The organism is Nostoc foliaceum FACHB-393, from assembly GCF_014698505.1.
In the GTDB taxonomy this organism is placed as follows: domain Bacteria; phylum Cyanobacteriota; class Cyanobacteriia; order Cyanobacteriales; family Nostocaceae; genus Nostoc; species Nostoc foliaceum_A.
This window is the reverse complement of the sequence record NZ_JACJTD010000042.1, coordinates 1-25,810: the sequence shown is the minus strand read 5'-3', so window position 1 is coordinate 25,810 and position 25,810 is coordinate 1. Positions and strand designations below refer to the sequence as shown.

The following is a 25,810-nucleotide window of genomic DNA, read 5'->3' as shown; positions in this document are numbered from 1 at the left end:
CGTTAAGTTAACCCTCTGCTTGGAGAAGGTTAACTTGTAGATTACTGTCTGTATTTATTTGCAATATTCAGAAGATACTGCCGCCAACGGTTAGATACTCTTGTAGCAAGAGTGCTAATATCACTTGCTGGAATTTCTTCTGCTTCAGTTTCAAAAGCATATCAAAGTGAATCTTGGCGTGATACTTCATACCATCGAAGTGGATATTGAAGCTAGGATTGAGTTGAAAGTCTTGAATCATATTTTTATTCTTACTGGGGAAGATATAAACACTTGTTTTGTTCTGCTAGCCTATTTGTGTGATAGTTATCAAGAATCATTTTCTTAAATTCTTCTCTTGTTGCTTGCAAGTCGCGGAATATTTTGTCAGTAGGATAGAAGAATACCGACTGTTGGCGGCTGTAAAACCAGACCAATTGATTGATACTATAGGTATCATTGCTATCAAGCAGGACGTAACTAATTTGTTGGTAAAAATTCTCTAGAGAGAAGGGACGCTTTTTGGCAGTTGTTCGTACATCAATGAGAGTATTTCCAGCAATTATCTGGCAATCAGCACCTCCAAGATATTCACTTAAAGGATATGAAGCATTGCAGGTAATATTCCCACTTACTTGATTAGCTACTGTTTGCCAGGTACGGGGTACAATACCGATGATTTGAGATGTATCTTGGATACTAGGAAGCCATTTTTTGAAGTATTGTGCTTCAAGTTGAAGGGTTTTTTCTCCTTGTAGAAAAGGTTGAATAATCTCATGAATATTACGGCTACGAGCATAATTTTCTAATGCACCCAAGAGCATACACTTTAGAGCTTCTTCTTCAAGTGAATTTGAATTTGTAATGGAATAATCGAAGGCATATTCTATTTTGAGGGCTTTTGCTCCAACCTGAGCAAGACAATTAGTAAACCATGTTTGGTCTTCATAGATGTTTCCTAAATACTTGGCAAGTGCTTTGGCGATCGCATTTCCTACTAAGGGAAAATCTACCCCATCAATCGGTCTGATAATTTCTTGATTTTCTAATAGCTGGTTATGGTTAGTAATCATCTTGATGACTATCTTGTTGAGTCTAGAGTCAAACCATCTCCTGATAGGTGAGTTTCTATTTTTTAGTTCGGATGTTAAGCTCACTTTTGGCTTTTTTGTTTGAGATACTACATTGAGTATCTGCGTGAGCTTTACGTAGTAATTTTTGTTTTAATCGCGTTAATGATTTAAGTAAAGAGACTAATCATTCAAAATCAGTTAAAAGCTTACTTTATAAGCTTTTTAAATTTCGTAACTCGTACAAATTTGGATAAATTCTCAATTCAAGTTTTTATATTTTCAATGCGACTTTGCAAACTTGGTATTAGATAACTTGGTGATAGTTAGTTTACAATTCAACTTCTCTCGACTTGCTTTTAGGTGCAGCCGCAACAGTTTGCCTTTGAGGGGAGGCTATGTATTCAGTTGGGGTATATTGCTGCCGAATTTCTTTCCCTCGCCATTGTTGTAAGTCTTGCATAATGTCTTTGAGGGGAACCAAATCGACGACTGTTTCTCCTTTCTTTTCAGCTTCATTTGTCTTATGGTTTAAAATCTTGAAGTACATTTCCCTCTGGTCGGCAATTGGTAACTTGCCGTCATTCTCATTTATCCGTTGAAGAATCTCTTCATTACCCTGGTTCATTGCCTTTCCCCAGTCAGGGCTACCATGCTTGACCATGTTCGCCCATTCCTCAGCGATATATGGGTGAATTTTCACAGGCATATCACCAGCTGCTTGTATTACTCGTTCTTTGGGTGCAGCTGCGGCTGTGGGTGTAGATTGTTCGTTACCAAAAATTTGTTCCAAGTTGAGTTTGCTGGCGTTCTGGGCAATAAACTTGACTTGGTTGATGTCGTAGTCAGAGATGTTCATCTTGCTGACCTCTTTAGTAATCCCAGCTTCGGTTTTAGTTAGGTCAAACCGGACAAGTTCCTGAGTACCTTTCTCTTGAGTAGTTTTAAATAATTGCAGGCTGGCTCGATTATTTTCGGGGTCGCGCGATCGCTTGATAGTAAATTCACCTACTGTAAGTTCTTCCTTATCAGCCTGGATGAGGACATTATTGAGGGTATGCAACATCTCGTTTTGTTTAAATACTTCGAGGGTTTTAATCGTGCCAGAGGGTGCAAGACTTCCCAAGCTATTTGCTACATCACGGATATCGGCATTGTTGAGGTCAGGGAGCTTGCCATTGTCGCCCAAGTACTCTGCCACTATCAGAAACTCCTGACGTTCAATAGGTAACATCTCTGTAGGTTTTTTCGTTATTTTGGGTTCCTCTTTTTTGTTGAGTTTAAAATCCATCAAGGAGTTTTCCCACCCAAATAGTTCATCACTGCGGCGGTGAATGCTAACAGTGTCTCCCTCTTGGCGAATCACAAATGTATCGCTACGGTAAATACGCGACCCGTCTTGTTCAAGGATGCCGTATTTTTTCAACATTGCGATCGCGGTTTCAGCAATGTCTTTATTTTCCCCGTTGTAGCGTTCCTCCCGCGCTTGTTTATTATTAATTTGATAGATAGGTACTTCAACTTGACGCGCCCACTGCTGCGCTGCTGACTCTACACCTTGGGAGTTAGCTACTTCTTGATAGATAAATTCAGGTGCATATTTGTTTCGATTATTAGTTTCTAGCTCCTCTGGCTCTTGTGCGAAAAACTGATTGGGAGTTCCATTTTCATTTACCTCTTCTTCAGCTTTATTTTGAGGTTGGTAGTTACTAACAACTATCTCTCTGATTTGAAGAGTTTCTTTGGACTGTGCTATTTCTTCTTGAAGATTATTGACTACATCATCTTCAAAACTCTCATCTGCTTCTATTTCAACAGATGAGTTTATTACTTGAGTTATGGGCGAACTGTTTTCGCTGTTTTCATCTTGTAGTAACTTATTTATAGTTAGCTGACTATCATCTAACAGTGGATTTACTTCTATAGCAGTGAAATTTTCATTATCAGATAATAACTCTTTTGTATCTTCAGAATTTTCAATAATTTCAGCAGATGGAGGTAGTAGCTTAATTAGTGGTTCACTTGCTACATCTATTATTTCATCTGGGGTAAGTACTTCAGTGACGAGATTAGTTGTACATTTACCTTCGCTATCTTGTTCATAGATAACGATTTGTTTTTCTGAACCCTCTGACTCCAGATAAGCTGTAATTTTCAGAGCGATCTCACCTGTTTGCTGATAATCACTATTTAAATTGGGTACATCTTCTACTAATCTGGCAGCAATTCTTTGTGCTTGATAGTCTGTAAAAGGTTCAGTTTCTATTGTGTATTGACCTTCTATTAATACATCTGGCATGAACACAATATTAGTTTCTTGATTGCTTTTTATACTTTGGCTGGTTAAATCTACCTTTTCCCATTTATATGCACCAGGGGTAGATTCATCAGATACAAGATTGTAAATGTCTTTGCCAACTTCAACTGCAATTTTACTTGCTTCTTGAGTTTCTTTTAGTTTTTCGAGAATTACTTTAGTTATCTTAGTAAGTGCATTGATGAGGGTTTTACTTAATTCCCGACTTGTTTTAATTGCAGTATCAGCTGTATTTAAATATGATTCATTAATTTGAGCGTGTCTGGGGTCAAACATATATTAATTGTGGTGAAAATAATCTATAAACTCAAACAGTCTGATTATGCTTTACAAAAACCAGTTGGCCATCAAACTTAAAGTTTTTAGAAAAAGCTCTTGTATGCGTCAACAGGCAACGGGGCATTGCCTGCTTGTACGGGTGCTTGTGGGATAGGAAACTTTCGATCTACTTCCTTGACTCGCAAATCTAAATCTTCTTGTGTGGGTTTTTTCTGGGTACTTTTCCTAGCAAGCTCCTTAATGACTTTATCCCAGTTAGTATCGTTTTCTTGTTCGACTCCGATAATATGTTTCGGAATTTTGATTTTTTTTAATATTGGTACTGAACCCTCATTTTTATTACTATAAGCTGGGTTAATAAATAGACATTTACCAGGTGGTAATTTGAGGAATTGGGCAGGCTCGAATAGCTTCCGAGTCCGTTCTTGTTCGCTGATAGATGTGCTAGCCCTACCCCCTCCAGTTGAGCGAGATTTTTGTTTATATTTAATTTCCTCTTCACCTAAATACGCAGAAAATAATCGTGCTGATTCTTCTTCACCAGGATTAAAAACAAATTTTGTGCCGCACGCACCGAGGATAGCTTTAGAGATTTCTTTACCATAAATCTTTTCAAGCTGACCCATATTTTGCCAACCCAAGATACCGCAGAATCCTTCGGAACGAGATTCGTTAAGCCATTTAAATAAATCTGGAAGGAAGATACTTGGCAACTCGTCAAGACATACTACTAATGGCCCATCTTCCTTGCGTTTTTTGGCGATACTGCGGGAAACTACCATGTGGAGAATGCTGGTCATCAGGGGGCTGACAGCATCGCGGCGTTCGCGGTCTAACCCGAAGATAATCATCTGTTTGCGTTTTACCTCCAGGGGAAGGGTTGTTTTACCGACAAAGCATCCCAATGTACCCCTTGCCATGAACCGGGTGAACATCAATGAAGCGCTACCAGCGATACCCGCCACGGTTTTTTCGGAGCCAGCTGAACTAAATAATTGACCAAAAGCTATCTTAATCCAGGGGTTTAGTGCTGCTGCCATCAAGCGTTCGACCATCTTCTCGCTGGAAAGTATTGCCGCAGCCGTCATAATATCAGCGTGGTCGCCAAACTCCTTGGTTAGCATTAAGATAGCCTGCGTCAACTGATCGCCCGCAGGACCAAAGAATGCATCCTCAGACGCATTACCTAACAGGCGGAAGTTCTTGTTAATTACTGTAGCTAACTGCCGTGCGGTTTCAGCATCAGAGGAATCGCGCAAGAAATCGATGGGATTACATACCTCCGATTCGGCGAATCCTGGTGCAAATATGTGTACGTCATACCCCTTTGATTTGGCATAACTGGCGATTTTGGCTTGACTGGCATACTTGAAGTCGTATAGTACGATACCAAAACCTTGGTCTATTGCTGAGTAAATCATCGGGTTGATAGCCGAGAATGATTTACCGCTACCAGGTGCGCCAATTACAGCAGTTCCGCGTTGGACATCGGGTACATAAACTGGTACTCCCCCACTCCCCTTGGGTGATTTTTGACCCTTGTATCTATGTACTCCGATATACAGACTAGCACTATCACACTTAGGAGCTAAGATTTGCTTTAAGGCTTTTTTCTTAGCTTGGGCAGTTTCCTTTGCTCCACCCCAATAGCTAGTAGCAAGCTTGCCTTTTTTACCATTACTAAAAAGCTGTAAAAGCAACAATAAGCCAATTCCCCCTGCAAGTAGTAAACCTTGAGGTGACATGAGCTTATCTGTATATTTACTAAAGTCAGTATTACTATTTTTATGAGCAGCTTTTACTTCTCTAACAGTCTTAGCTTTAGCGGTTGCAAACAGATAATTATTCATATTAATCTGTGTTAATTTTGCATGAGATAATTGAAGAAATATGCAATGAAGTGAAGTTGCATATTTCTCCATTAGTTGTGTGTAATGTCTTCTCCAAGTCAAAAGTTAAAGAGAATAAATTCTTCTCTAATTACCTTTTTACTTTTTAGGTACAGTGAGAGGTGTACCAAGAATAATTGGGTCTATTTCGCGGTAGGTGAAGAAGGGAACAGGGCCAATGAAGTAGGGCGAGCAGCCCAAGTCAACCCATCCCCGCTTGCAGATACGGAAGAACATCGCGGTGGTGATACTGCCGTCAGCTTCGTTAATATCCCAAATGACTTGTTTAAATGATTTTCCAAAGGGGTGACGACCTGTAGGTTCTTTGCCGCCGTTGAGGCTGCCCAAGATGCCGAATCCGCCTTTAACGTTTTGATCTTTACCGGACATCCACTGTGCGCCAACGATAGTCTCACTACCCGAAACTTCGATGTGACCGCACTTTTTCTCGCACGGGACATTAAACCCAGCTTGATAGCTACCGCTTATTGACTTCCAGCGTCCGCTTTCAAGCGAACCGAGGGGTAAGTCTACTTTGCCGATAAAGCTAACATCGGGGATGGGAACACTGGGGAACTGATCAAACGGTACATCTGCTAATCCCGGAACCTTACTAATTGTTGTGTTTTGCCAGTTAGTAAAGTCCTTTAGCTGTGCATCCTGAATACCGGGGATGCTGGTTAGTTTATACTTATCGAGTTTGACATACTTACCAAGTTCCACTTCTCCCAGTTTGGGATAATTGTCTAGCACTTCACCAACAGTTTGGTAACTTGCAGTGCTGCCTGTAACTTTGGTCACTAGTTCTTGAATTGGTGGGATGGCTCCGACTTTTGAATCTTCTAAATTAGGAATTGCTTCAGCAAGGTCTTCGAGTGTTTGCCACTCTAGTGTCTCAAAATCTGACAGTTTGAGATTTTTGAGGTTAATTCCCGTGATGTTGGCGATATCTTCAAGCGTGAAATCTTCAATATTGAACTCAGTTGCTTCAAAATCACCCAGTTCCATGACTTCGGAAAGGCTTTGTCCTGCGCTCCAGGTGCGTGTCTCCTTCATACCAGGGTTTTTGATATTAGGGAATTCGACGCTGCCAGCACCGCTAAATTTCATATTTTTGAACGTGATACTACTCCAGTCAGGAGTAGGTGCGCCGTTGACGTATTTAGTTGCGACGGGCTGTGGCTGTTTGGTTTGTTTTGTTTTATTTATCGAAGTGTTCAAATTTGAATACTTCGATGGAACTGTTTGAGCTACTGCTTTCTCACCGAATAGGAGACTGCCGATATTGTAGCTACCTCCAAACCGGATTAACCCATGTAGGGCAAGTCCTGCAATAAGTCCTGCTACCATCAGGTAGCGTAAATTATTAAATTTTTCCATCCGATACTCAAGCGCTCGGTTGGTTTTTTTGTGAGTGGTTTCCTGACTTGCATCTCTCACTGGTACTATCGCAGTTACCTCGGTTGTGATATCTAAAATTTGGTTGTTGGAGGTCAAATTTTCGTTATACATCACTGGTTATTTAAAAATTATTGATTCAAGAGAAAGTTTGTTTTACCTGTATTTGGTGTTATGGGAGGGTTATTGCGCTGTGGCGGTATTTCTAAAAAGCGCTTTCCACCTAGCACCATGAGTTTTTCAACCAACTGCATTGATACTCCGGTGGTGCTGGCGGCGACAACAAGTTCCTCTCCTTGCGATCGCAACTCAACAAGTTGGTTCAGACGCTTCCAAAGCTTGCTGTCTGTATTAACCCACTGATTTTTAAGGGCAACTTGCATCCCTTTAGCGATATGTCTGCTATCAGATAATGCGGTGTAACTGACCTTTGGTTTTACTTCTTCAGGTTTACTAGGAGTATCGCCAATAATTTCAATTTGGCTGTACTCTGGTGTGCCACTGCCCGCTAGAATCCGAAAGTGATAGCTTTTCCTTGTTGACCCAGATTCGGTAATCACCGTCATGTGCCCCCCGTAAGAAGCTTGTGGTAAACCGGGGATTTTGACTGTCTCGATGCGGCGAATGTGAATTAGTCCTGCGCCCGTACTGTTTCCAGAACACTTACCCAAGCCTTCAAGACATCCGTCTACATCAAAAACAAACCTAGATGGATCATCCAGCCAGATTTTTTTGATGATTTCTCTGGTGTTGTAGAACGATATTGATACCCCATGTCCAGGCCAGACCTTAACTGTCTGCAATTGGGCATTCTCCCCTGACACCTGGGACGCTGCAACTTGACGGATAGTATTTGCCAGTACAAGTTGGTTTGGTGCAAGCACGGAGGCAATGGTGAGGCATCCGCCAAAGGCGATCGCCCAGGGCATCATTAAACTAAAGTCGGCTATATATCTGAATTTCACAGCTTGATTGACCTATCGACTTTGATTGTGATTTTGGTGTCTTTAGGCACATACCAGACATTGGGACGGCGGTTGATTTCGTCAGTAGCACGTTCTGTCCGCTTGCTGACTGTTTCGCCAAGTTTGCCAAAGGCACCTTCAAGGAAGGCAGCTCCCAGGTTGCGGTTGTTATTGCGGCTGCGGGTTCTTGTCCCACCTAAAGGCAAATCTTCTGTGACTTCTTCATCTGGCTGGTTGATAATTTCCCCTACCTTGGCAAGACCAGCTATTGTCCCCAAAGTGGCATCATACCTGGCAATTTCAGATCCCTTGTTGTCGTATGGTCTGGCGGCTAGGGGGGAACCTGCCTCTCCCAGGACTGATATCGTTCCGGGTGATAGGGGGTATTCGGTTCCGTCTTTGAGAATAGCCGTAACTTCGGCACGCACGCCTGATGTGCTATCAACCGAAATCATAGCGATAGTTACCTGCGTTCCTGCTGGAATGGCTATTTCGCCAGTATTGCTATAAAGCGGCTCGTTCAACTGGGCGACAAACCGTAACGTATTTGTCTGCTCCTGGGAACGACCGTTATTACTGATTTGGGGCATCACGAGCGGAGTTACGAGGGTTGCACTTGCAAACGAACCGACAACTAAATACTGTGGTTGTGTTTCTTGAAGTATCTGTGCTTCTTCTGGCAGGTAGGCATTTGCAACTCGTTCGACTTGCTGAGGGGAATTGTTTTCTTTATTACCAGCAAAACTGGATTCTAAGGTTTTTTCTTTGCTACTGCCAAGTTCTGAGCTAGTTTGTGGTTTTTCTACCAAGAAGCTATAAATAACTGGTACGGCTTGATTGTTCTCTTTGCCATCAGTATTGCTATACTCTGGAGTACTGTCGTTTATGTTTACAGGTTCCCAACGCGGCTGTAGTTCTTCAATTTGACTGGGAGTGTTGGTAACTGTTTCGGTATTCTCGCTGCGGCGGTTACGGCGACGACGGGAGCGACTGGTATTTTGTTCTGCTGGGCGTAATGTTTCTTCAGTTTTAGCTGTAACTTCTTGTACTGTTGTGCTTGTAGGTTCACTTACAGTGGTACTGGCTAACATATAATCAACCCGACCAACCGAACCCAGGCTACGTAGGCGTTCGAGTTCGGCTATTGGGTCTTTGGCGACACTCTGGTTGCTGGCAACTATTTGTTTGGCAAATTTTGGCAGAGGAGCGCTAGGACGCAGGGGTGGTATTGGCTGTGAGGCGACTTCTCTACGTCTTGGTCTAACAGTTTCGGGTGCTTCTTCTCGGTATACACGTCTTCTGGAAGTAGGGGGAGTTTCTTGAGTGACTACCCTTCGTTGTCGAGTAGAACGTGTTTTCTCTTTGTTTTTGGATTGTTCTTCTTCAGTAGCTTCCTTTTTCTCTTCTTTGTCTTCCGTCTTGCCTTTACCATTTAGTGCATCAAGTTCTTCCTGTTGCTTGGCAAGGGCAAGCTTGGCATAAACATCCCCATCTTTTTTCTCAGATGCCGCAACGGTGGGAGTGGGGGTAGGGGTTACTTCTGGTTTTTTTGCATTTTTACCACCCCCATTCATCATGCCGTTGAGGACAACAAATATAACTAGGAACCCAGCACCGAATGCACCACCAATAATTCCTAATCTTGACCAGGGGGATGTGACAAAATCGTGTTTAGTTTGTATTAATGCGGGGTCTTCTACTTCCAGATCATCTTCTTCAGCTACCTCATATTGTGATCCCTCCAGTTCATCTTCTAAAGGTTTTATATCTTTACTCTCGATTGGTAAAAGACTATCTACGGAAGATAATTCATGCTTATTTGAAGCCTCATCTTGTAGCTGTAACATATTTGGGTATCTAATTACTAATTATTTTCTTTTTTGCCGAGATTATAATCAAGAATTTGAGTAATTTCTAAACCTGGCTCTCGTACTAAATAAATTTTTTTATCAAGTTCAGTTGGCTTGACTGGTAACTTGGGAGTATCGATAGCTTCGACAGTAATTGTTTTGTTAAAGGCGATTCCTTTACCTTGATTTTCATTTCTATCAAAGCTTACAAGCGTGCCGATATAATCAACCTCCCACTTTCCATCCTTGATTTTTCTGGGTTCAGAGATATGGCGGGTGACGAGTGAGACTTGAACCTCACCGTTAAATACACCATTTGGGACAATTTCTGCTAATTTTTTGAGGAAGTTTGCCCGAAAATCTTGATTTTCAGATAGTGCGAATGCAGCTTCCCAAGCTCTAGTCGGAATTCTTTTTCTACTATTTTTTGTTGTTTGAACATCTATTCCTTTATCCGGTTTGGTAACGTTTTCGCCATTCTCTGTTGCTTCGATTATTCCGTTCCAACCGAACATTTTAATCATGCTATCTGAGATAAAGCGTTTGATAGTTTCGTCTTCGCGTTCGTTGGGAGCAGCAAATTTACCAGGTGAAATAGAGCCATCTTGGAGTTGAACAACCGTCATACCTTTGACATGACGATTTGTACTAGAAATTATACCAATATTTACAATTTGCAATAGGATAGATAAAATAGTTCCTCCTGCTGTTATGGTGATTGCCATTGCAATAGGTGTAGAGGTAGATTGACCGTAACTGAGAAGGCGGGCTGGTTGAGATTTAGACTTAGGTTTAAGCATATATTTCCGATTTAGGAAACTCACTAGTAAATTGATATACTAATAAAACAAACTGATGTGCTTTTTGCCAAACTATCAAATATTGAAATGTCTTAGCTGACTCCTGAATTCTGACTTCTGAATTCTGACTAATTAATTTTTAACTTTAATTTTGGAACTAACAAATTTGGTGGCATTGACAGCAACCGTTGCAGTTGTACTTGCTCCACCAGTAGCGATTCCTGCTGCAATTTCAGATCCAAATGCTACTGTTTTACCTAATCCTGTCCAAACAGCTATTCCACCACCTGCGGCTAATGCAGATGAAAGGATAGGAGAAACTAATCCGACAAAAAGGAGAAATATCATCGGTTGGTTTTGTTCGGAATTAGCAATAAGTTGTCCGCACAAACCAATAATCATGTTGAAGCAAAGTTTTGCCATTCCAACGGTGAAATAACCCGTTAGCCAAGCGAAAATAGGTTTCGCGCCAAAGGGGAGTAGTGAACCGCCTATTGCCAATGGCCCAAGTAAGGCAGTTAAAAGCATCGTGAATTCGATACCCCACTGGTAGGCGTTATTTAGGGCGAGGAGGATGACTGCGACAAATCCGGTAATCATCGAGCCGATTGTACTGGTGATAGAATTACCAATCTTTTCGGCAATTTGACCGGGGGAGAGGTCGTCAAGCGCATCTTTGGCATCAGATAAAGCCTGAAGTGGGTTAAACTCCCAACTACCGCTATCGGGGGCTTCTCCTTTGAATAGATCGGGCGCAGAGGTTTTGAGTTCTGCTTCTGCTTGTTGCAAGCAGGTGATTGAATCTTGCGTGTTACCAGGGATTGAGCGGCATCTTTCCATTGCTGCCCCTACTTGCTGCTGGAGAGCAATATTGCCGACTGCTCGGTTAAATGCTACTTCTAGGTTTGCTCCGGCAGCAGTAAACTCAAGGATGTCATTATTGACAGTATTAATGTATCCTCGTATGGCAAGTGTTCCACTTCTGAGTAAAGTGCCATTGTTAGCTAGTAGCCCGATAACCAGGATGGGCCATATCCAACTGGAGAGAGCTTTCATATCCTCTTGATTTATCCAGTTTTTGCCTAACTCAACCATAAAAAGGGTGAGAGTTGCGATCGCAAAAAACTGACCAACTTTGCACATCGAGCCATACAAGCTACCGTTGAGGGTTTCCTGCCAAAGTTCATTAAAACCTTCAGCTACTAGTTGCGCCCCGGCTGCGGCATTTTCTAAAATGTCTTGCCCAAAAAATGGGTCGGTTGCAATTATGAGATGTTCTAACATAGCACTTGATTAACAGGCGTGAAGGTTTGGTCATCTCAATTGCAGAGATGACCAACTAATTAGGGTGAATTATTCACCTGCTGTAGTTTTGAGACTGCTAAACCCGCTGATTTCGATGTACTGGGCGCTGATACCGTCCATCATCAGGTTTTGACGACGGCGATCGCTTGCCCCCTGTTCGGCAAGTTGACTTAGCATCAGGTTAGTTTGCTGGACATCGTGCCGTGCTTGCAGTCCATCGGTGCGGGATTGCCCCAACATTGAGACAATTTGCGAGTTTTGGGCAGCAATTACCTTGAGGATGTTTTGTGAAGCATCCATTGCCTGTGCAGATTCCGCGAGTTCTTTGGCCTCAGCTACAGTTTGTTCAGTTGCTTCTATTTCATTTTTGGTACGTTCCTGACCGACTTCCCCTAAGACGCTGGCGATCGTAGCGCGGGTGGTTTCTCTCTCCAGTTCGTTAGCTGCACCTACAGCACCTTCAACTGTGTTACTTTCATTCCAGTTACCCTTTTCCTTGAGTTGCTCTTTGAGCTTTTCTGCTGAATTTACTGGGTCTGGCATATCCATACTGCCAGTCTGAATAGCAGTTTTAGCTTCGCCTTTCATCCCACCCCATTCATTAGCTGCTGCGGTGAGTTCGTTTTTGGTTTCTTCAAAATAGTTATTGAATTTGCCTAAAACCTTGAAAAAATCGTCAATTGAAAAGGCATAACTGGGTGCTGTACTGAGTAAAGTAACCAGACCAATGATTGACCCGATTATTACCCCTTTCTTAGTAAACTTGAACTTTGGTTTCATACTTTTGGTGGATAAAATAACCAATGTGGCAATTAAAGTTAAGCCACTTTTTTATGATTTATTGATTCTTCTTTTTCCCAGTCCAGATTATTTGTTAGTTTGTCTTATATAATTTATGCTGGCTTTAATTGCCTATTGTTATTGTTATCCAGTAATTGTTGTGCTTCTTGGCTTAACTCATCTCCTCTAAGCATTTGTATGTATGCCTCAGAAAATCTCACCATACCCAGCATTGGATTATCGGCATATTTATTGAGGAAGAGAGTGCGTAATTCTTGCTCATTCGGGTTATTTGCTACTGCTGCAAGTAAGCAATAAGCAGGGTAATACCTACAGAAGGTAAGTTTGCCATTGTCATCAAGTAACCACTGTGAATAAATACTTTCGCGTTTTGGGAAGAATGCTTCAGTACTATTACGCGAGATAATTTCATAAGGGTATTTAAACCTGTTAACAAATGGGTCAACAGCTGATGTTTGAATCCGACCGATAAGGCGGGTCGTGATGTTAGCAAATATCTTGGAAGCAGACTTACTTTGGAAAATACTTTCTGGTTCTTGGGCAGATAAAATTACACGTATACCTGCTTTTGCACCGTTGGCGCAGAGTCTACCAATTAGCTCGGCTATGCTGTCAAAACTGAATAAAATCGGCGCTTCGTCTAAGAAAAATATTGAGACTTTAGATGATAAAGCTCTACGTAATGCTGCGGAATAGGCGCTAAGGGCAAGGACTGCTGCATCAGCTTCACTCCCAAGCGATCGCAATGCGAATACCAGTAGTCGGGCATCAGTTTTAAAGCTAGATGGATTGGCGATTGATTGTCCAACTCGTGAGTTCAGCCAAAACTTTAATCGCAATCTGATTTGGTCAAGAGCATCAAGAATTTCTTTACTATTATTGGTGATGGAATCAAGTTTGATAAACCCAGGCGAACAATAATTATAGAAATCTTTAAGTGTGGGAATATCTGCCCATTCAGGTGTTCCTAATCCATTTTCTAGTGCAAGTTTATATCGAAGTTTGATATCTTCATCGTTGTAGAAAGTTTCAATTGTGATTGTAATGATACTTTCGATATTTGATATCATTGTCGGACTTACCCCTACAGGATTTGTCCCAAGTACCATTATCATTAATGTGGATTTCAAGAATTCCTTGAAATCTGTCATCCTTTCCTTAATAAGTTCAGGTTCATACCCCCTTAAATCAGGTAATTCAAATAGATTGTTCGATTCTTTACTAATATCGAAATACGCCCCTTCTTCTCCCATAAATTTGGTATAGTCGGTAAACGTGCTAGTACCATCGGGTTTGGGATAATCAAGTGCAATTACGGGAATGTCTTGAGCCAAGGCAGGTGTTAATAGACCTGCTACTAAGACAGATTTACCTGCACGGGTAGTACCGAAAATGGCGAGATTTTTGTGCTGCTTGTACAAGTCGAGATGTACTGGAGTTCCTCCCTCTTCAGCGATTAGCTCAAACCCAGATTTATCTCCCGTAGCCGTTCTAACTATCGGCATGAGTCCGGGAACTTCTGATGAGAAATAGGGGAGGCGACGGTTAAAAGGTCTTGTAAGTAGGTTTTCCCAGACTACAGGTATACATTGTAACCATGTTTTCCAGGCATATTCGATTTCTCTATCAACTACAGCAGGTCGTAAGAAGCAGCTAGAAAGGTATTGGCAAGCTTCATCGAGTTTTTGACGACTATGACGATGAACACAAAAAACAACGGCAGTATGGATGGGTAAGCTGCCTCTGAGGATAGTTTCTTGTGCCTTGACCGCTTCCTCGATGTTCATATTGGCTTTTACGTCAATTGACCCCTTCTCAGAAGACATCGCGCTGGAAGTAATTGACTGTTTGGTAATCCGTTGAAGGGCAGTTTTAGCGAGTCCCTGGTTAGCTTTAGATAGCTGGCAGATAATCTCAGTATCGGAAATTTTTTCTTTGGATATTACCTCCCAAAGGTATCGAAGCTGGGCGTATTCGTCTACCCACCCTTGGGGCTTTTCGCTAAATTGTAAGACACCAATATACTTATCTTGCAGTCTTACCCAGCTGCGATCGAGAAACGGGACAGATTTTTCATTCTCCAGCATCAGGTGGCGAATATGAAAATCACTGGTTTGAACTTCTCGAAGCCCCTCTTCATCTAATATGAGGGGATTGGGAACTTTGGGTGCATCGCTACGGTTAAACTGACTCCAAAGAATCGACCATACTTCCTCACTTGTGACTGCTCGTACTGAAAGCCCCATTGAGTTAGTAAAAAGTTGTTCCCACCGTTGAAACCCAGAGGTAAAACTATCCCGTAAGATTGTTTCGATTCGTTCTTGCCGAACACCGTGGATTTGACCAGTAAATTGGAACCAGGCGTTCTGCAACTGTTTGATAGTTTTTTCAATCGCATCATTTGAGCGAGTGTCTTCAGAAGCCAGGATACTATAGGTACACCAGAAACGTAAGAACTTGTTTTTACGGGTTCCTGCTTCGGTGAGTTCTCTCGCTCGCAGACGTTCTGATCGCACTAATAAAGTTAATTGCTCTAGATCGCATTTATCCTCTATCTTTTTTAGTTCCTGCTGCCGGAGAAAGTCATCAGTAAACGAACCAAGATGAATTGTCAAGGTTTCACGTTCGGGAAGTTCTTTGAGTCCGCCCTCAATATTTTCAAAAATGGGGAGAATCTGTTCTTCTGGTAAAGACGGGTGAATTCCTTGTACGTCGAAGCAAAACTTAATTTGAATATCTTCTTTTTTCTGGAGGATGAGTGCGCCGATATCTCTACGACCAGCAAGCGAGATACTTGCAATCCCGGCTAAATGGGTAATATCCTCAAACGGTGTCAGGTTTTTGACAACACCTAATTGTTCAGTATCAAGGGATTTTTTACCAATTTTGTGCTTTATTTTTGTTGAGGCGGTCGAACTCATAGCCTGTATTTTTGTTCGCTGATATTTATTAATTGAGAAGCCTTATCTGCGTTTTTTAAGCTGGCGCTTCTTCTTGGGTTGAGATTGTAGAGGATTAACGAGGGAGACAAAAGGTTTGTAACCACGAGTGATGCGGGGCGTGCCGACAAACTTACCGAAAAAGGCTTTGTTGGAACTTACTGTCCACCAGGTTGCCCATCCCCAGGCGGTTACAATTCCGGTTGCAAGCCAGGAAGCTTGCATAAAACCCTTGACTACCATGTAGGAGATGAGAGCGATCGCACTCCAGGGAACAATTTGGTCGGCGGGGAATGGCCCGAGGCGTGGCTGGTCTCCTAATACGCGGTTGACAGTACGAAATTCCCGAACTCTTGTCATTATTACGAAAGGCAAAAGTCAGCTTTTGAAATTTTGATGAGTGGCACACTTCAAAGTGCCACTCGTGGTGGCTTTTTTGACGAGTGACGTATCAGCCTGTTACCAGTCCTGCAAGCAAGTCTCCGACTACAACTGTGAGGGCAACGATAATTGGTGTACGGGCGATTGTTTGCCAATCTTCGTCGTTTCTGGCTGCTTGAACAACCCGGATCAGACCAATACCCAGGTAAATTAGGAACAAACCGCGCAGTACTGCAAATACGTACCTAATAATATCTTCATTAACACCAGTAAAGTATTCTGTGAAGAAGTCCTCTGCGTTTTGCATGAACTGGGCGTTTGCGGGTGCAGCGGCGATATCCAACATAAATACTACACCTACTAAGCAGAACAAGACGGTATAGATATTGATGCCATACTTGCGCTGCCATTTCTCGAAGTTGGAAAGTAGCAAGTTTGCTTCCTTGGGTAGTAACGCTACAATGCCAGTTCCAAAGGCCAGCGATGCCATTACCATGTGATGAATCGAGATATCTGCAATCATCAAGCCAGTACCAACTGCCATTAGTCCAGCGATGCTGGCGTTTTCTTTCCAGTTGCGACGGCGACGGGTGGGAGCGGCGTATCCGTATTCTTCGTAGGAAGGAATGCGATCGCGGTCATTGCTAAAATTAGATTCGTAGTCTGTTCTCATAAAAAAAGTAGATGATTTCGGAAATTACTGGATGAAACTTTGTAGGGGTAATTACGACTGAATTACTGCTTTATTCCGTTGGCGGAGTCTGCCCCTAGTACATAGTTTGGATTGGAGTAAATCTCTGCTCCAACTTCTCGCTTGTGAACCTATTTTATGAGACTAATATCCGTAAAAGCATCTAAGAATTTTCCATTTTTAAACACTATGATTTTCAGTAAATCATTAGTAAAAAATTAGAAAAATTGAATTGACAACTTTCAACATTTAAATCAGTGGTTTATTTCATAATGTTTGACCCCCGATATAGTCTATATCGGGGGTCAGTAATTGATATATGAGGTAGTGTAATTACGGTGTTTACCGTTAAGTTACCGAGTGAAATAAATTGTCCGTCAACTAATTCTGCGTTTGATTTGGGTTGAAGTCGAGATGGAGCTTCTTGCCTACTTTGAGGTTGAGGGTTTTGGTACTGTTAGCAGGTAGTTCGATAACTTGGTTAACAGGATAGATGGAATCGTACTTAGGACAGATTTTTGTTTTGCAGGGGGGAGCCGCCTCTACGATTGATTTAATAACTCCATCTTGGAGAAATATCATATCTAAAGGAATATACGTATCCTGCATCCAAAGTTTAACTTTTTCAGGTTTGTTAAGGACAAATAACATTCCGTGATTTTCGGGAATCGAGTCACGGAATTTGAGTCCGTGGGCATATTCTTTTCTATCGTCTGCTAGTTCGAGTTGAACTATCTGATTATTACTGGTAAAGGTTGCACCAATAGGTAGATACTGGGGCTGGCGAGTCCAAAAGTATAGTGGTAGGGGTGAGAGAGCAGCAGTAAAACCAGCAATTGGCCCTACGATATTGAGAATTTTGAAAAATAGGCTTTTTTCTGGATTTTGTGCTTGTTTAGTTTGAATGTTGGTTTGAGCGGTTTGTCTTGTGACTTCCATAGTTTTAGATAAATAAAGTAGTAGAGTGGTTATAAATAGCAGGCATTATTATCTGTTGAAATGTTTTGGCTACATTTGCTTTCGTCCAAACATGGTGAAACTTTGAATTTATTTATGATGTTTACAAAGAAGTAGTCGTAACTCAGGAGTCAGAATTCAGGAGAAAGCTTGCGTAAGGCTTGAGGACTTTGTACGAATGACTTTTAACTGTTGGTTTAAAGCCTCATCAGAGTTGTTAAGCAAAACAAAAAAGTTTTTAACCACCAGCCCGAAACTCCTTCCTTTATGGCTGGAGTTCTTCTGACTCCTGAATTCTGTATTCTGGCTCCTTTCATTAGCTAAAAATCTCGATGTTGCCAACAGCAAACTTGCTTTCATCGAGGGGACTACTAGGTAAAGCTTGTTGGTCAGCTTTGTTACGCATCGATTCGACTTTATCGGCTTCGCGGATAGCAAGCGGGTTAATCTGGCGGCGTTCTTCTAGCAATGCTTCGATTGTTAGTTCGAGTGCCGGGAGTTTGCTTGATGCGTAGGTATCTTCTATTACTGTTTCGCAGAATATGGTACTAGCGGCGCGTTCTACAATTGTCTGGATTTCTGCACCTACACACCGATTGGTGGCTTTAAGAATTCTGCGCCACTGTTCCTCGCTCCAGGGGTCGCCGCCATTGCGAAAACGTTCGTCAAATCGGGCAGCGTGCAGTTTGAAGATACTATATCTTTCCCCATTATTGGGCAGGTCTACCTTAAATAAATAGTCAAACCGTCCGGCACGGGTGAGTTCGGGTGGCAGCCATTCCATTCGGTTGACTGAGGCGATGACCAGTACATCTGACGTGCGCTCTTGCATCCATGTCAACAGCTGACCAGCAAGCCGTTTGGCGAGGTCATCATCCCCAGCGAAGCCTTTATCAAAGTCGTCGAAGTACAAAATTACTTGATTGAGCCTATCTGCCAGTCGCAACAAGCGTTTAAGCTTCATTTCTGCTTGGTTGCCAAAACTTCTAAAGTTGCCCCAATCGACCATGATAAGGGGAATACCCATATTCTGGGAACAGGCTTTTGCTGAGTGTGATTTTCCTGTTCCCGGTGGCCCCACAAGCATAATCCCTTTGGGTACACGCAGATTATATTGTTTGGCACGCGGGGTAAGCAATCGCTTGAACCTTTTGAATGACTGCTGCATGAGTTCCAACCCACCAAGCTGGACTTTTGGCGGAGGTAAGAATTCGATGTCATACAAGCGGTTGAGCAGTTGAATTTTTTTTGATAGCAGAAGCTTGGCTATCTTACTGGAATTTCCTAAATCATGATTTTTACTAATATCGTTTAGGCAATACATAATATCAGAAATATACAAACCAGCACTAGCGTTAGCAATTTCTAAATAGTCTTGTTCCGTATATGTGAAAGAAAATTTTTTGCTTTTAATTAAACTGTCAATAATTTCTTGTGCATCTGGTAGTTCTTGACTCCATAGGGGAATTTCTGCCGCTATTTCGCTTGCTATCTCGGCGTTAGCTCCTAGTAATATAGTAGTTTTACCACTATCTTTGGTATAAAATTTGAGATTGATTAACGACGACTTCATCCATTCTGATATAATAAAATCGGTTTCTTTCGGTGTATTTTCTTTTATCCAAGGGAAGATATTCTCAACGATTAATACTCCAGTGCCAGAATAAACCTTCCAGAAATTGAGTACTTGAAAATAGTCTTCTTTATTTTGTTTTATGGAAGGTTTATATTCGTCAAATTCTCGAAGAACCAGATTTTCTTCGGCGCTGACTACTAGTTCTTTAATACTGTCCTCGCTGAGATTCCAGATGTAGGCTTTTCTGCCTGCTTGCTGACAGTAAGTAGTGATCCGGGTTAGGAGGCGGTGACGTTCTTGGAGGGGAGATTCGCAGGCGATGATTGGATAGTTGTCCGCAAGAAGGTCTTCTAGATAGTCAAAGCTAGACTTCATCTTAGTTGCTTGTAGCGTACTCAGAAGTAATCTTATCCAGAAGAGATGCTGTACGAGAACTGATAATTTTCTAATTATTGCGTCCATAAATTAGAAAAAAGTTGGTTTATTTTCAGTATTTTGTTGATTGTGTAATGACGTTGTGAATTTAGATAATTGCAGTATGAAGAGTTAGTGCAAGTATGGCAAAGACACCAGAATATCCAATTGTTGTTATCCCAGAGTTAGTTAAAGAAAAAAAACAGTTCACCCCTTTAGTTTTTCCTTCTGGACAGGGAGATGCACCAATCGGGGCAAGTGAGGGGCTGTTTGAAAATGTTCTCAAACACTATTTTGGTGAAATTGTTTCTCCCCAGCAGGTGATGCTTCCTCCAGGGCATCGACTACCATTTACGGCTGATTTTCTTATTATTGAACCAAATACTGGCTTACACATAGATTTGGAGGTTGATGAGCCAATTTCGTTTGCAACTCTTAAGCCTACCCACTGTATCGGCGAGGATGATTACCGAAACAAGTGTTTTGTCGATGCAAACTGGCTTGTCATTCGGTTTGCAGAGGAACAAGTCTCGTCTCAGCCAGAACGCTGCGCTCGATTTATTGCTGGTGCGATCGCTCAACTAACGGGCAATGATACTTATCGCCATCAGCTACTTCATGTAGAAAAAGTTACTCCTATGCGTCAGTGGTCTGCACGTCAAGCTTCCAAATTAAAGAAGAGTGATTACCGCCAAGGCTATCTTGTCCAAAGGAAGAACTAAGGATGTGATATTCGATACAACAATACTAGTGAGAGCGATTAGCATTCTGTAACTTACACTATAAAAAGGTCAAAATATGGGTTATTGGCAACTTTTGGTGATCTTGGTTGAGGTAAGGCAGAAAGCAGAGGGCAGAAGGAAGAGGAAGGAAAAATTCCCACAATTGAAGCTCTGCTTGGATTATAGAACATCTGCATCACAAGAAAGCCGTAAGCGATCGCAAGAGTGAAGTCACAAATCCCACGCTCGGATAAGAAAACGTTTTAAAACCTTCTGCCTCCTGCCTTCTGCCTTAAAGTGCGTAACCTTTCATCATCACCAAAATCTGACAAGAACCATTTTATGCTTCACTACTAATGCAACAGAGTAATTAACCTTGAGAAAGTCGAAGTTTAGGGTGAAGATGTTAAGTGTGGGGAAACTCAGTTAAGGTGTCCCTAATGTGGTGGTGAGTTGACAGCAAAAAAGAGCTATGAATTTATCAAACTTATCATTAGAATTAGAGTTGGCTGTTTGCGCGATTGCAGCGCAAGCCTATGCACATACTAGATACAAGCTGATTGTTAAAATATCTGAGGATTTTATTACCATTGAATTTCAAGGATATTTTACTGAACAATTTAACCCCAAAAATCGCCCTGACCCAAATCCTAATAGCAATTTATACCGAAATCCGAGAGTGGATTTTTCTCTTAATTACTTTAAAGATGAACTAATTCTTGGAGGATGGTGGCGTGGAGCAATATTATCCTTGTATTATTCTCCAAATCAGCATTTTTGGCTGAATGAAGATGGAAATGAGATTGCCAGCCCCTATCCAGATGGGGATAAATTTGAATCTATGGCTGCACAACTTTACCCACTTCTCAAACAGCATTTTAATTAGGCTCAACTTAGATTTCTGTAATGCTTTAGCTACTAAAAATCAATTAAAATCCTTATTTATGCTTTAGTTTAGTTGAGAAAAAATCTGGCTTTCAAATACAAATTAATTCCCCAATCAAATTCGCCGCTCGCTCTCCATATTTTTGCTTAACAGCACTGCTATATGGCAATTTAGCTTCGCTCAAAAAGTCGCGGATAAATAGAGAAAAGTTAAATCCTCTCTTCGAGTCAACATATTCTACTAGTTCAATATTAAATAATGCTTTGAATTCGTCTTCTCTTTGTTTGAGCGCTGAATATTTAGTTAAGTTGTTTGAAGAGAAGATTGGGCTGACTGCCTCATTAAACAGTTTTTCCATTAAGCGATCGCTCATATTTTTCTCTACACTTCTTTCCTAAGTTTTACTTTAACAGAACTTCAAGTTGTGTAACTGTGCTTTGAACTAAAAAATGAGAAAACTTCTAAACCATAAACAGAGCAAGAGGGAATATAATTTCGTACTTTAGCGCCAATAATGACATAAAAAATTTGCATCTATGCTCTCTTAAAAATAACCGCAAGCTAACTTAAAATCTACTGTTTATTCCTATTGTCCAGTAATACCTTAATCTAAGTCTATTATCCACAATCCATTATCCCATTTCCAACCCCAAGAATTCATATTATAACGTTCAAGCTCTGACATATTAGTATAAGTTTTCAAAGATTTATCTTCTACATAAATGATACCCGGCTCGTTTATCTCTGAGCCAATACCAACATTGGCTGATTCATCGTACTTAACAATTAGGTTTAATCCGTTTGATAAGCGTTGGATTGTTGACATAATTTACTACTGTTTATCTAACTCAACCATTTCTTCAGTATATGGTTGCATTTGCTCCATTCTAAGGGAACGGGTAAGTTTTTTGGTATCATCAAGGGGGCGAATGCACTGCAACCGACATTTAGAACAACGCCAGCCCACAGGTTGTTTAACATCAAGAGCGATATCTGACCAGTTTTCTGGATAACGTGACTGGGATTTAGAAGGCATTTCTGATTCTCAAAATGCGTAGCGATTTAATTACCAGTACTTGGATTACGATTAATCTACTATAATTAGTCGATTTATTAATTTTTCTCACTCGGCATTCTTCAACATTCCCGTCAACAATTTCGACATTTCCCAGAGGTCTTTATTTCGGTCTAAAGCGATGGCATAACATTTCAATAACCGCTTTGGGACATGATTAACCCAAAGCGGTTGCTACCGTATATTCGTTTCTTCTATAAAAAGAGCCAGTGATTTACGAGATATGACTCACTCTCGATCTGTTTCACAGAGATGCTTTCGCCAAAGAGTCGAAACCATTACAGACCCTAACTTTATTGTGCATAATGCCGAACCCCATGACTGTACGGCAGACTCGACATCACAAGTAGAGGTTTCCGTGAACGGCTTGTTATCAACTGGGGGTATAGAAATTTTATTTTGGGAATACTAAAAATAGTACTACTTAATAAAGTACAGTCTTGATGTTTCAAGTAGTTGGTTATACAGTTGAAATTCCTTTTATAGGATTAGGAATTGGCCAACAACTAGCTTGGTTTAGTAATTCTACGTCTAACTGAAGTATAACGACTCCGGCACACTTGACCGCATAATCACTTAATAGTATTATTGTACTACTTAGACATACTTCCTTAGCTGACCATTATCCCCACCAATTCTGTGGGGTTATTTTTGATTTTGAATTTCATGTTTTCTAGTAATAGTACGGGAATTATTAAAGTTGAAAATTTATAAAATGGTACGTTGACCTCGAAACTGGATCTACCATAAGCAATCCCAACTCATGAATGAAGAAATAGAAAATAACGAAAGCGGTGAAATAGGTACTCCACGAGAAAGCTGGTTTGAGAGAAGAAAGGCTTTGGAGTATATAAGCCACTACTTCCAAACAGCTAAAAAAGAGATTCGCATCGCTTCTGGATTCTTTACCATCAGAGGTTGGGGGCTAGTTCGACGATACACAAAAGGCAAGCGCGTTTATATTTTAGTTGGTCTTGATGACCCCGGAGAAGAACGAGCGCGGCAAGCTCTAATTGATGAAATATTACGCGACCTGCGAACAGGTCTGGACAGGGAGCGGCGACAGACAGTACTGGATTTAATAGAAAAAATGCAACAAGGTAGATTACACCTTGTAGATGCTAGAGCTACAGACCATCATGCCAAGCTATATATTGTTGATCGCAAAGTCGCAATTATGGCTTCGTCAAATCTTACCCAACGTGGTTTGAGGGAGCAAGTTGAGGCAGGGAATATAATAACTAAACACCGCGAGGTTGTGGCACTGGTAAACGAGTTTGATACATATTTTGCTGAAGCGAAAGACATTACCCAAGAATTATTAGAAGTCTTGCAGCGCTGGCTTAACTTTGTGCCACCGTGGGATGTATACCTAAAGACTATGTTAGCGCTGGAAGACATACAACCAATCAAAAGTAATTATAATAAACAACCTGTTTCATACCAGGTGGATATGATTGCTCAAACACTGCGGCAGATAAAAGAGTTTGGCGGTTCAATGCTAGTAGCTTCTACTGGACTTGGCAAAACAGTCGTAGCAGTTCACGTAGCTTTACACCTTCGCAATGATGACCTAATTGATAATATTATGGTTATTGGCCCAAAGGCAGTCCGCAGTAGTTGGACACGCGAAATGCGTGATGCTGGTCTACCTTGCGAGTATTTTGTTTATCAGGCTTTAGATAAGAGTGGTTCGGAGCAGGATGGGAGCTTAGAATTGTTTGAAGAAATTCAAAAAAATCTTCATGAGCAACGATGGTTAATTATTTTTGATGAAAGTCATTATTTTAGAAACCGTTTCAAACAAGATTTATTTAATATGAAGAAAAACCCCGCAGAGCGTCGGGCTTTTCTCCGTTTAAAAAAATTCTTGAAAAAGAGCAGCAATACGAAGGTCTTATTGTTGACTGGTTCCCCTTATGCTAGAGATGAAAGTAATTTAAATAATCAGTTATATTTATTACCACATACTGCCGAACTTCATACTTTGCTGGATGAAGATTACGACGATAACGCCCGTGCATGGCATATAGAGCAAACCGAAGATTTTGTTAATCTATCCGTAGCTTCTCAACTAACTACACCTCACGTAGCTAAATATTACAGTCAATCAGAAAATCAAGAGAATTATATTCTTTTTGGAACAGAGAAGAGATATATTCCCAAAATTGTACTATACAGTGTCAATTTTCCTCTCTTACTAGATAAGGAACTGATAGATGCAATTAAAAAAAGATATTTTGATTTAGATTCACGTAATCCTATGTTTCGAGAATGTATCAGGAGATTGGTAAAAATTGCTTGGGCAAGTTCTCCATTGGCTCTTCGTGGAGTTCTTGAAAGCGTTGTTGATACTCCTGGAGGAAAGAACGAGTACAAACTTGGGAAATTAAAGTTTGTGTCGGATCAACAAGAAAGACAATCTCTTTTAAATCCTCTAATTGAAACGTTGACTAATTTGGATTTTGAAAGTGACTTGAAGCTCAGAGCACTTTACATAATTATTCAAGAACTTAAGCAGAATTCCGAAAAAGCAATTATATTTTGCGAACGTCGCGCTACTGTTGTTTACTTGGCACAGGCATTCAAACAAATGTTCCCTGCATTAAAAGTAGTTGCAACTATCGAAGCGAGTGAGAATGAAGATAAATATCAGATGAAAGAAACCAATGAAATAGAAAAACTCATCAAAAAGTTTGCACCGATTTCTAATAATGCTGAAACCATTTCTGAAGAAAGCTATGATGTATTTATTTCCACAGATGCTCATGGAGTTGGGGTTAATATGCAAGATGCATCTGCTGTGATAAATTATGATATTGATTGGACTCCTATTGGCCCTGTTCAACGAGCTGGACGCATATTGCGTTTTTGGCATTCTCCACGAACAGTCAAAGTATATACCTTTGTTCCTAACCTGACACAAGAGACAGACCTTAAGTATGATTTAGTCAGAATTAGACAACGTTGGGAAAATCTCATGTTGCGTCATGGAGAATCTAGAAAGCTGACGGACTTACCCGTTTTAACAATTGCCAATTCCCAAGAAATTAATCTGCCTGAGCTTGCGTCTCAAGTAATAATAAAATCAGGTCAATTAAACTTAGACGCTTTAGCAGATTTGGATATTTCTCCCTTCTATCAACATACAGCAAAACTACAAATGCATCGTGATTATGCTAAGACTATTCTTAGTGATATTGTCAGTGCAAAGATAACTCAGGACTCGGAACCATCAGTTTATGTTTTACTAAATCATAATAAAAAGTATCATGCTCTTGTATATACTCCCAAAAATCAACAAGTACGTGAGCCGGATATTATCAAACTTCTCAATTTAATTGCGTGTAATGAAGATACTGAAATTGCTGTAGTTGATTATGGCTTGGTTGAAGAATTGAGCGATGCTTGCATCAAAGCTTGGTGCAACAAGCAGAGTATATCACCCGAAGAAGTGGAAAGAATTTGTACTTTGTATCTCAAGCCAGAAAGTGAACCTGATGAACTTGAAAGTTT

General features: G+C 41.0%; 22 protein-coding genes and 1 pseudogene. 4 read left to right on the top strand and 19 right to left on the bottom strand.

What is annotated here, in order from left to right; all coding sequences use genetic code 11:
- Positions 1-67: 67 nt before the first annotated feature.
- From H6G92_RS26650 to H6G92_RS26575, 16 genes and pseudogenes are all read right to left on the bottom strand, one after another.
- On the bottom strand, positions 68-241 hold the full coding sequence (locus tag H6G92_RS26650) for a hypothetical protein (RefSeq protein ID WP_242059317.1): 174 nt from the start codon (positions 239-241) through the stop codon (positions 68-70).
- A gap of 10 nt (positions 242-251) precedes the next feature.
- The gene (locus tag H6G92_RS26645; RefSeq protein ID WP_190897660.1) at positions 252-1,052 is read right to left on the bottom strand and encodes a hypothetical protein; all 801 of its coding nucleotides are present in this window, start codon (positions 1,050-1,052) and stop codon (positions 252-254) included.
- Positions 1,053-1,380: 328 nt separating this feature from the next.
- Positions 1,381-3,642, bottom strand: a complete 2,262-nt coding sequence (locus H6G92_RS26640) for a hypothetical protein (protein ID WP_190897658.1) — start codon at positions 3,640-3,642, stop codon at positions 1,381-1,383.
- Positions 3,643-3,728: 86 nt separating this feature from the next.
- Positions 3,729-5,495 carry a type IV secretory system conjugative DNA transfer family protein gene (locus H6G92_RS26635; protein ID WP_190897655.1) on the bottom strand — a complete coding sequence of 589 codons (1,767 nt, stop codon included), beginning with the start codon at positions 5,493-5,495 and terminating at the stop codon, positions 3,729-3,731.
- 138 nt (positions 5,496-5,633) lie between these two features.
- Positions 5,634-7,046: a hypothetical protein gene (locus H6G92_RS26630; protein WP_190897653.1), complete on the bottom strand. Its 1,413-nt coding sequence runs from the start codon at positions 7,044-7,046 to the stop codon at positions 5,634-5,636.
- A gap of 17 nt (positions 7,047-7,063) precedes the next feature.
- Positions 7,064-7,897, bottom strand: a complete 834-nt coding sequence (locus H6G92_RS26625; protein ID WP_190897649.1) for a hypothetical protein — start codon at positions 7,895-7,897, stop codon at positions 7,064-7,066.
- Positions 7,894-9,744 carry a TrbI/VirB10 family protein gene (locus H6G92_RS26620; protein ID WP_190897647.1) on the bottom strand — a complete coding sequence of 617 codons (1,851 nt, stop codon included), beginning with the start codon at positions 9,742-9,744 and terminating at the stop codon, positions 7,894-7,896. Before H6G92_RS26620 ends, H6G92_RS26625 begins: the two co-directional genes overlap by 4 nt.
- Positions 9,745-9,761: 17 nt before the next feature.
- A complete protein-coding gene (locus H6G92_RS26615) occupies positions 9,762-10,547 on the bottom strand; it encodes a hypothetical protein (protein WP_190897643.1) in 786 nt (261 codons plus the stop codon).
- A pseudogene (locus H6G92_RS26610) lies at positions 10,546-10,656 on the bottom strand (four helix bundle protein); the annotation flags it as partial. The gene H6G92_RS26615 and the pseudogene H6G92_RS26610, both read right to left, overlap by 2 nt.
- Positions 10,657-10,679: 23 nt before the next feature.
- Positions 10,680-11,831, bottom strand: a complete 1,152-nt coding sequence (locus tag H6G92_RS26605; protein WP_190897640.1) for a hypothetical protein — start codon at positions 11,829-11,831, stop codon at positions 10,680-10,682.
- 69 nt (positions 11,832-11,900) lie between these two features.
- Complete coding sequence (locus tag H6G92_RS26600; RefSeq protein WP_190897637.1) at positions 11,901-12,632, bottom strand: hypothetical protein; 732 nt, start codon at positions 12,630-12,632, stop codon at positions 11,901-11,903.
- A 113-nt stretch (positions 12,633-12,745) separates the two neighbouring features.
- Positions 12,746-15,574: a hypothetical protein gene (locus H6G92_RS26595; RefSeq protein WP_190897634.1), complete on the bottom strand. Its 2,829-nt coding sequence runs from the start codon at positions 15,572-15,574 to the stop codon at positions 12,746-12,748.
- Between the two features lie 42 nt (positions 15,575-15,616).
- Positions 15,617-15,952, bottom strand: a complete 336-nt coding sequence (locus H6G92_RS26590; protein WP_190897629.1) for a hypothetical protein — start codon at positions 15,950-15,952, stop codon at positions 15,617-15,619.
- 91 nt (positions 15,953-16,043) lie between these two features.
- Complete coding sequence (locus H6G92_RS26585; RefSeq protein WP_190897627.1) at positions 16,044-16,646, bottom strand: hypothetical protein; 603 nt, start codon at positions 16,644-16,646, stop codon at positions 16,044-16,046.
- 399 nt (positions 16,647-17,045) lie between these two features.
- Positions 17,046-17,603 (bottom strand): DUF192 domain-containing protein, encoded by a 558-nt coding sequence (locus tag H6G92_RS26580; RefSeq protein ID WP_190897624.1) that lies wholly within the window; start codon positions 17,601-17,603, stop codon positions 17,046-17,048.
- Between the two features lie 334 nt (positions 17,604-17,937).
- Complete coding sequence (locus H6G92_RS26575) at positions 17,938-19,572, bottom strand: ATP-binding protein (RefSeq protein WP_190897622.1); 1,635 nt, start codon at positions 19,570-19,572, stop codon at positions 17,938-17,940.
- Positions 19,573-19,754: 182 nt separating this feature from the next.
- Here H6G92_RS26575 and H6G92_RS26570 point away from each other — a divergent pair, with 182 nt between their 5' ends.
- Complete coding sequence (locus tag H6G92_RS26570) at positions 19,755-20,333, top strand: hypothetical protein (protein ID WP_190897619.1); 579 nt, start codon at positions 19,755-19,757, stop codon at positions 20,331-20,333.
- A 472-nt stretch (positions 20,334-20,805) separates the two neighbouring features.
- Entirely contained in the window at positions 20,806-21,219 is a 414-nt protein-coding gene (locus tag H6G92_RS26565; RefSeq protein ID WP_104899404.1) for a hypothetical protein, read from the top strand.
- 91 nt (positions 21,220-21,310) lie between these two features.
- Here the strand turns inward: H6G92_RS26565 and H6G92_RS26560 are convergent, their stop codons facing one another.
- From H6G92_RS26560 to H6G92_RS26550, 3 genes are all read right to left on the bottom strand, one after another.
- A complete protein-coding gene (locus tag H6G92_RS26560) occupies positions 21,311-21,592 on the bottom strand; it encodes a hypothetical protein (protein WP_190897617.1) in 282 nt (93 codons plus the stop codon).
- Between the two features lie 231 nt (positions 21,593-21,823).
- Complete coding sequence (locus tag H6G92_RS26555; RefSeq protein WP_190897615.1) at positions 21,824-22,045, bottom strand: hypothetical protein; 222 nt, start codon at positions 22,043-22,045, stop codon at positions 21,824-21,826.
- Positions 22,046-22,051: 6 nt separating this feature from the next.
- Positions 22,052-22,255 carry an HNH endonuclease gene (locus H6G92_RS26550; RefSeq protein WP_190897613.1) on the bottom strand — a complete coding sequence of 68 codons (204 nt, stop codon included), beginning with the start codon at positions 22,253-22,255 and terminating at the stop codon, positions 22,052-22,054.
- A 262-nt stretch (positions 22,256-22,517) separates the two neighbouring features.
- Between H6G92_RS26550 and H6G92_RS26545 the strand changes: the two genes are divergently transcribed.
- The gene (locus H6G92_RS26545) at positions 22,518-22,706 is read left to right on the top strand and encodes a hypothetical protein (RefSeq protein WP_190897610.1); all 189 of its coding nucleotides are present in this window, start codon (positions 22,518-22,520) and stop codon (positions 22,704-22,706) included.
- Positions 22,707-23,057: 351 nt separating this feature from the next.
- Positions 23,058-25,810, top strand: a 2,753-nt coding sequence (locus tag H6G92_RS26540) for a helicase-related protein (protein WP_190897607.1), incomplete at its 3' end; no start/stop codon positions are given.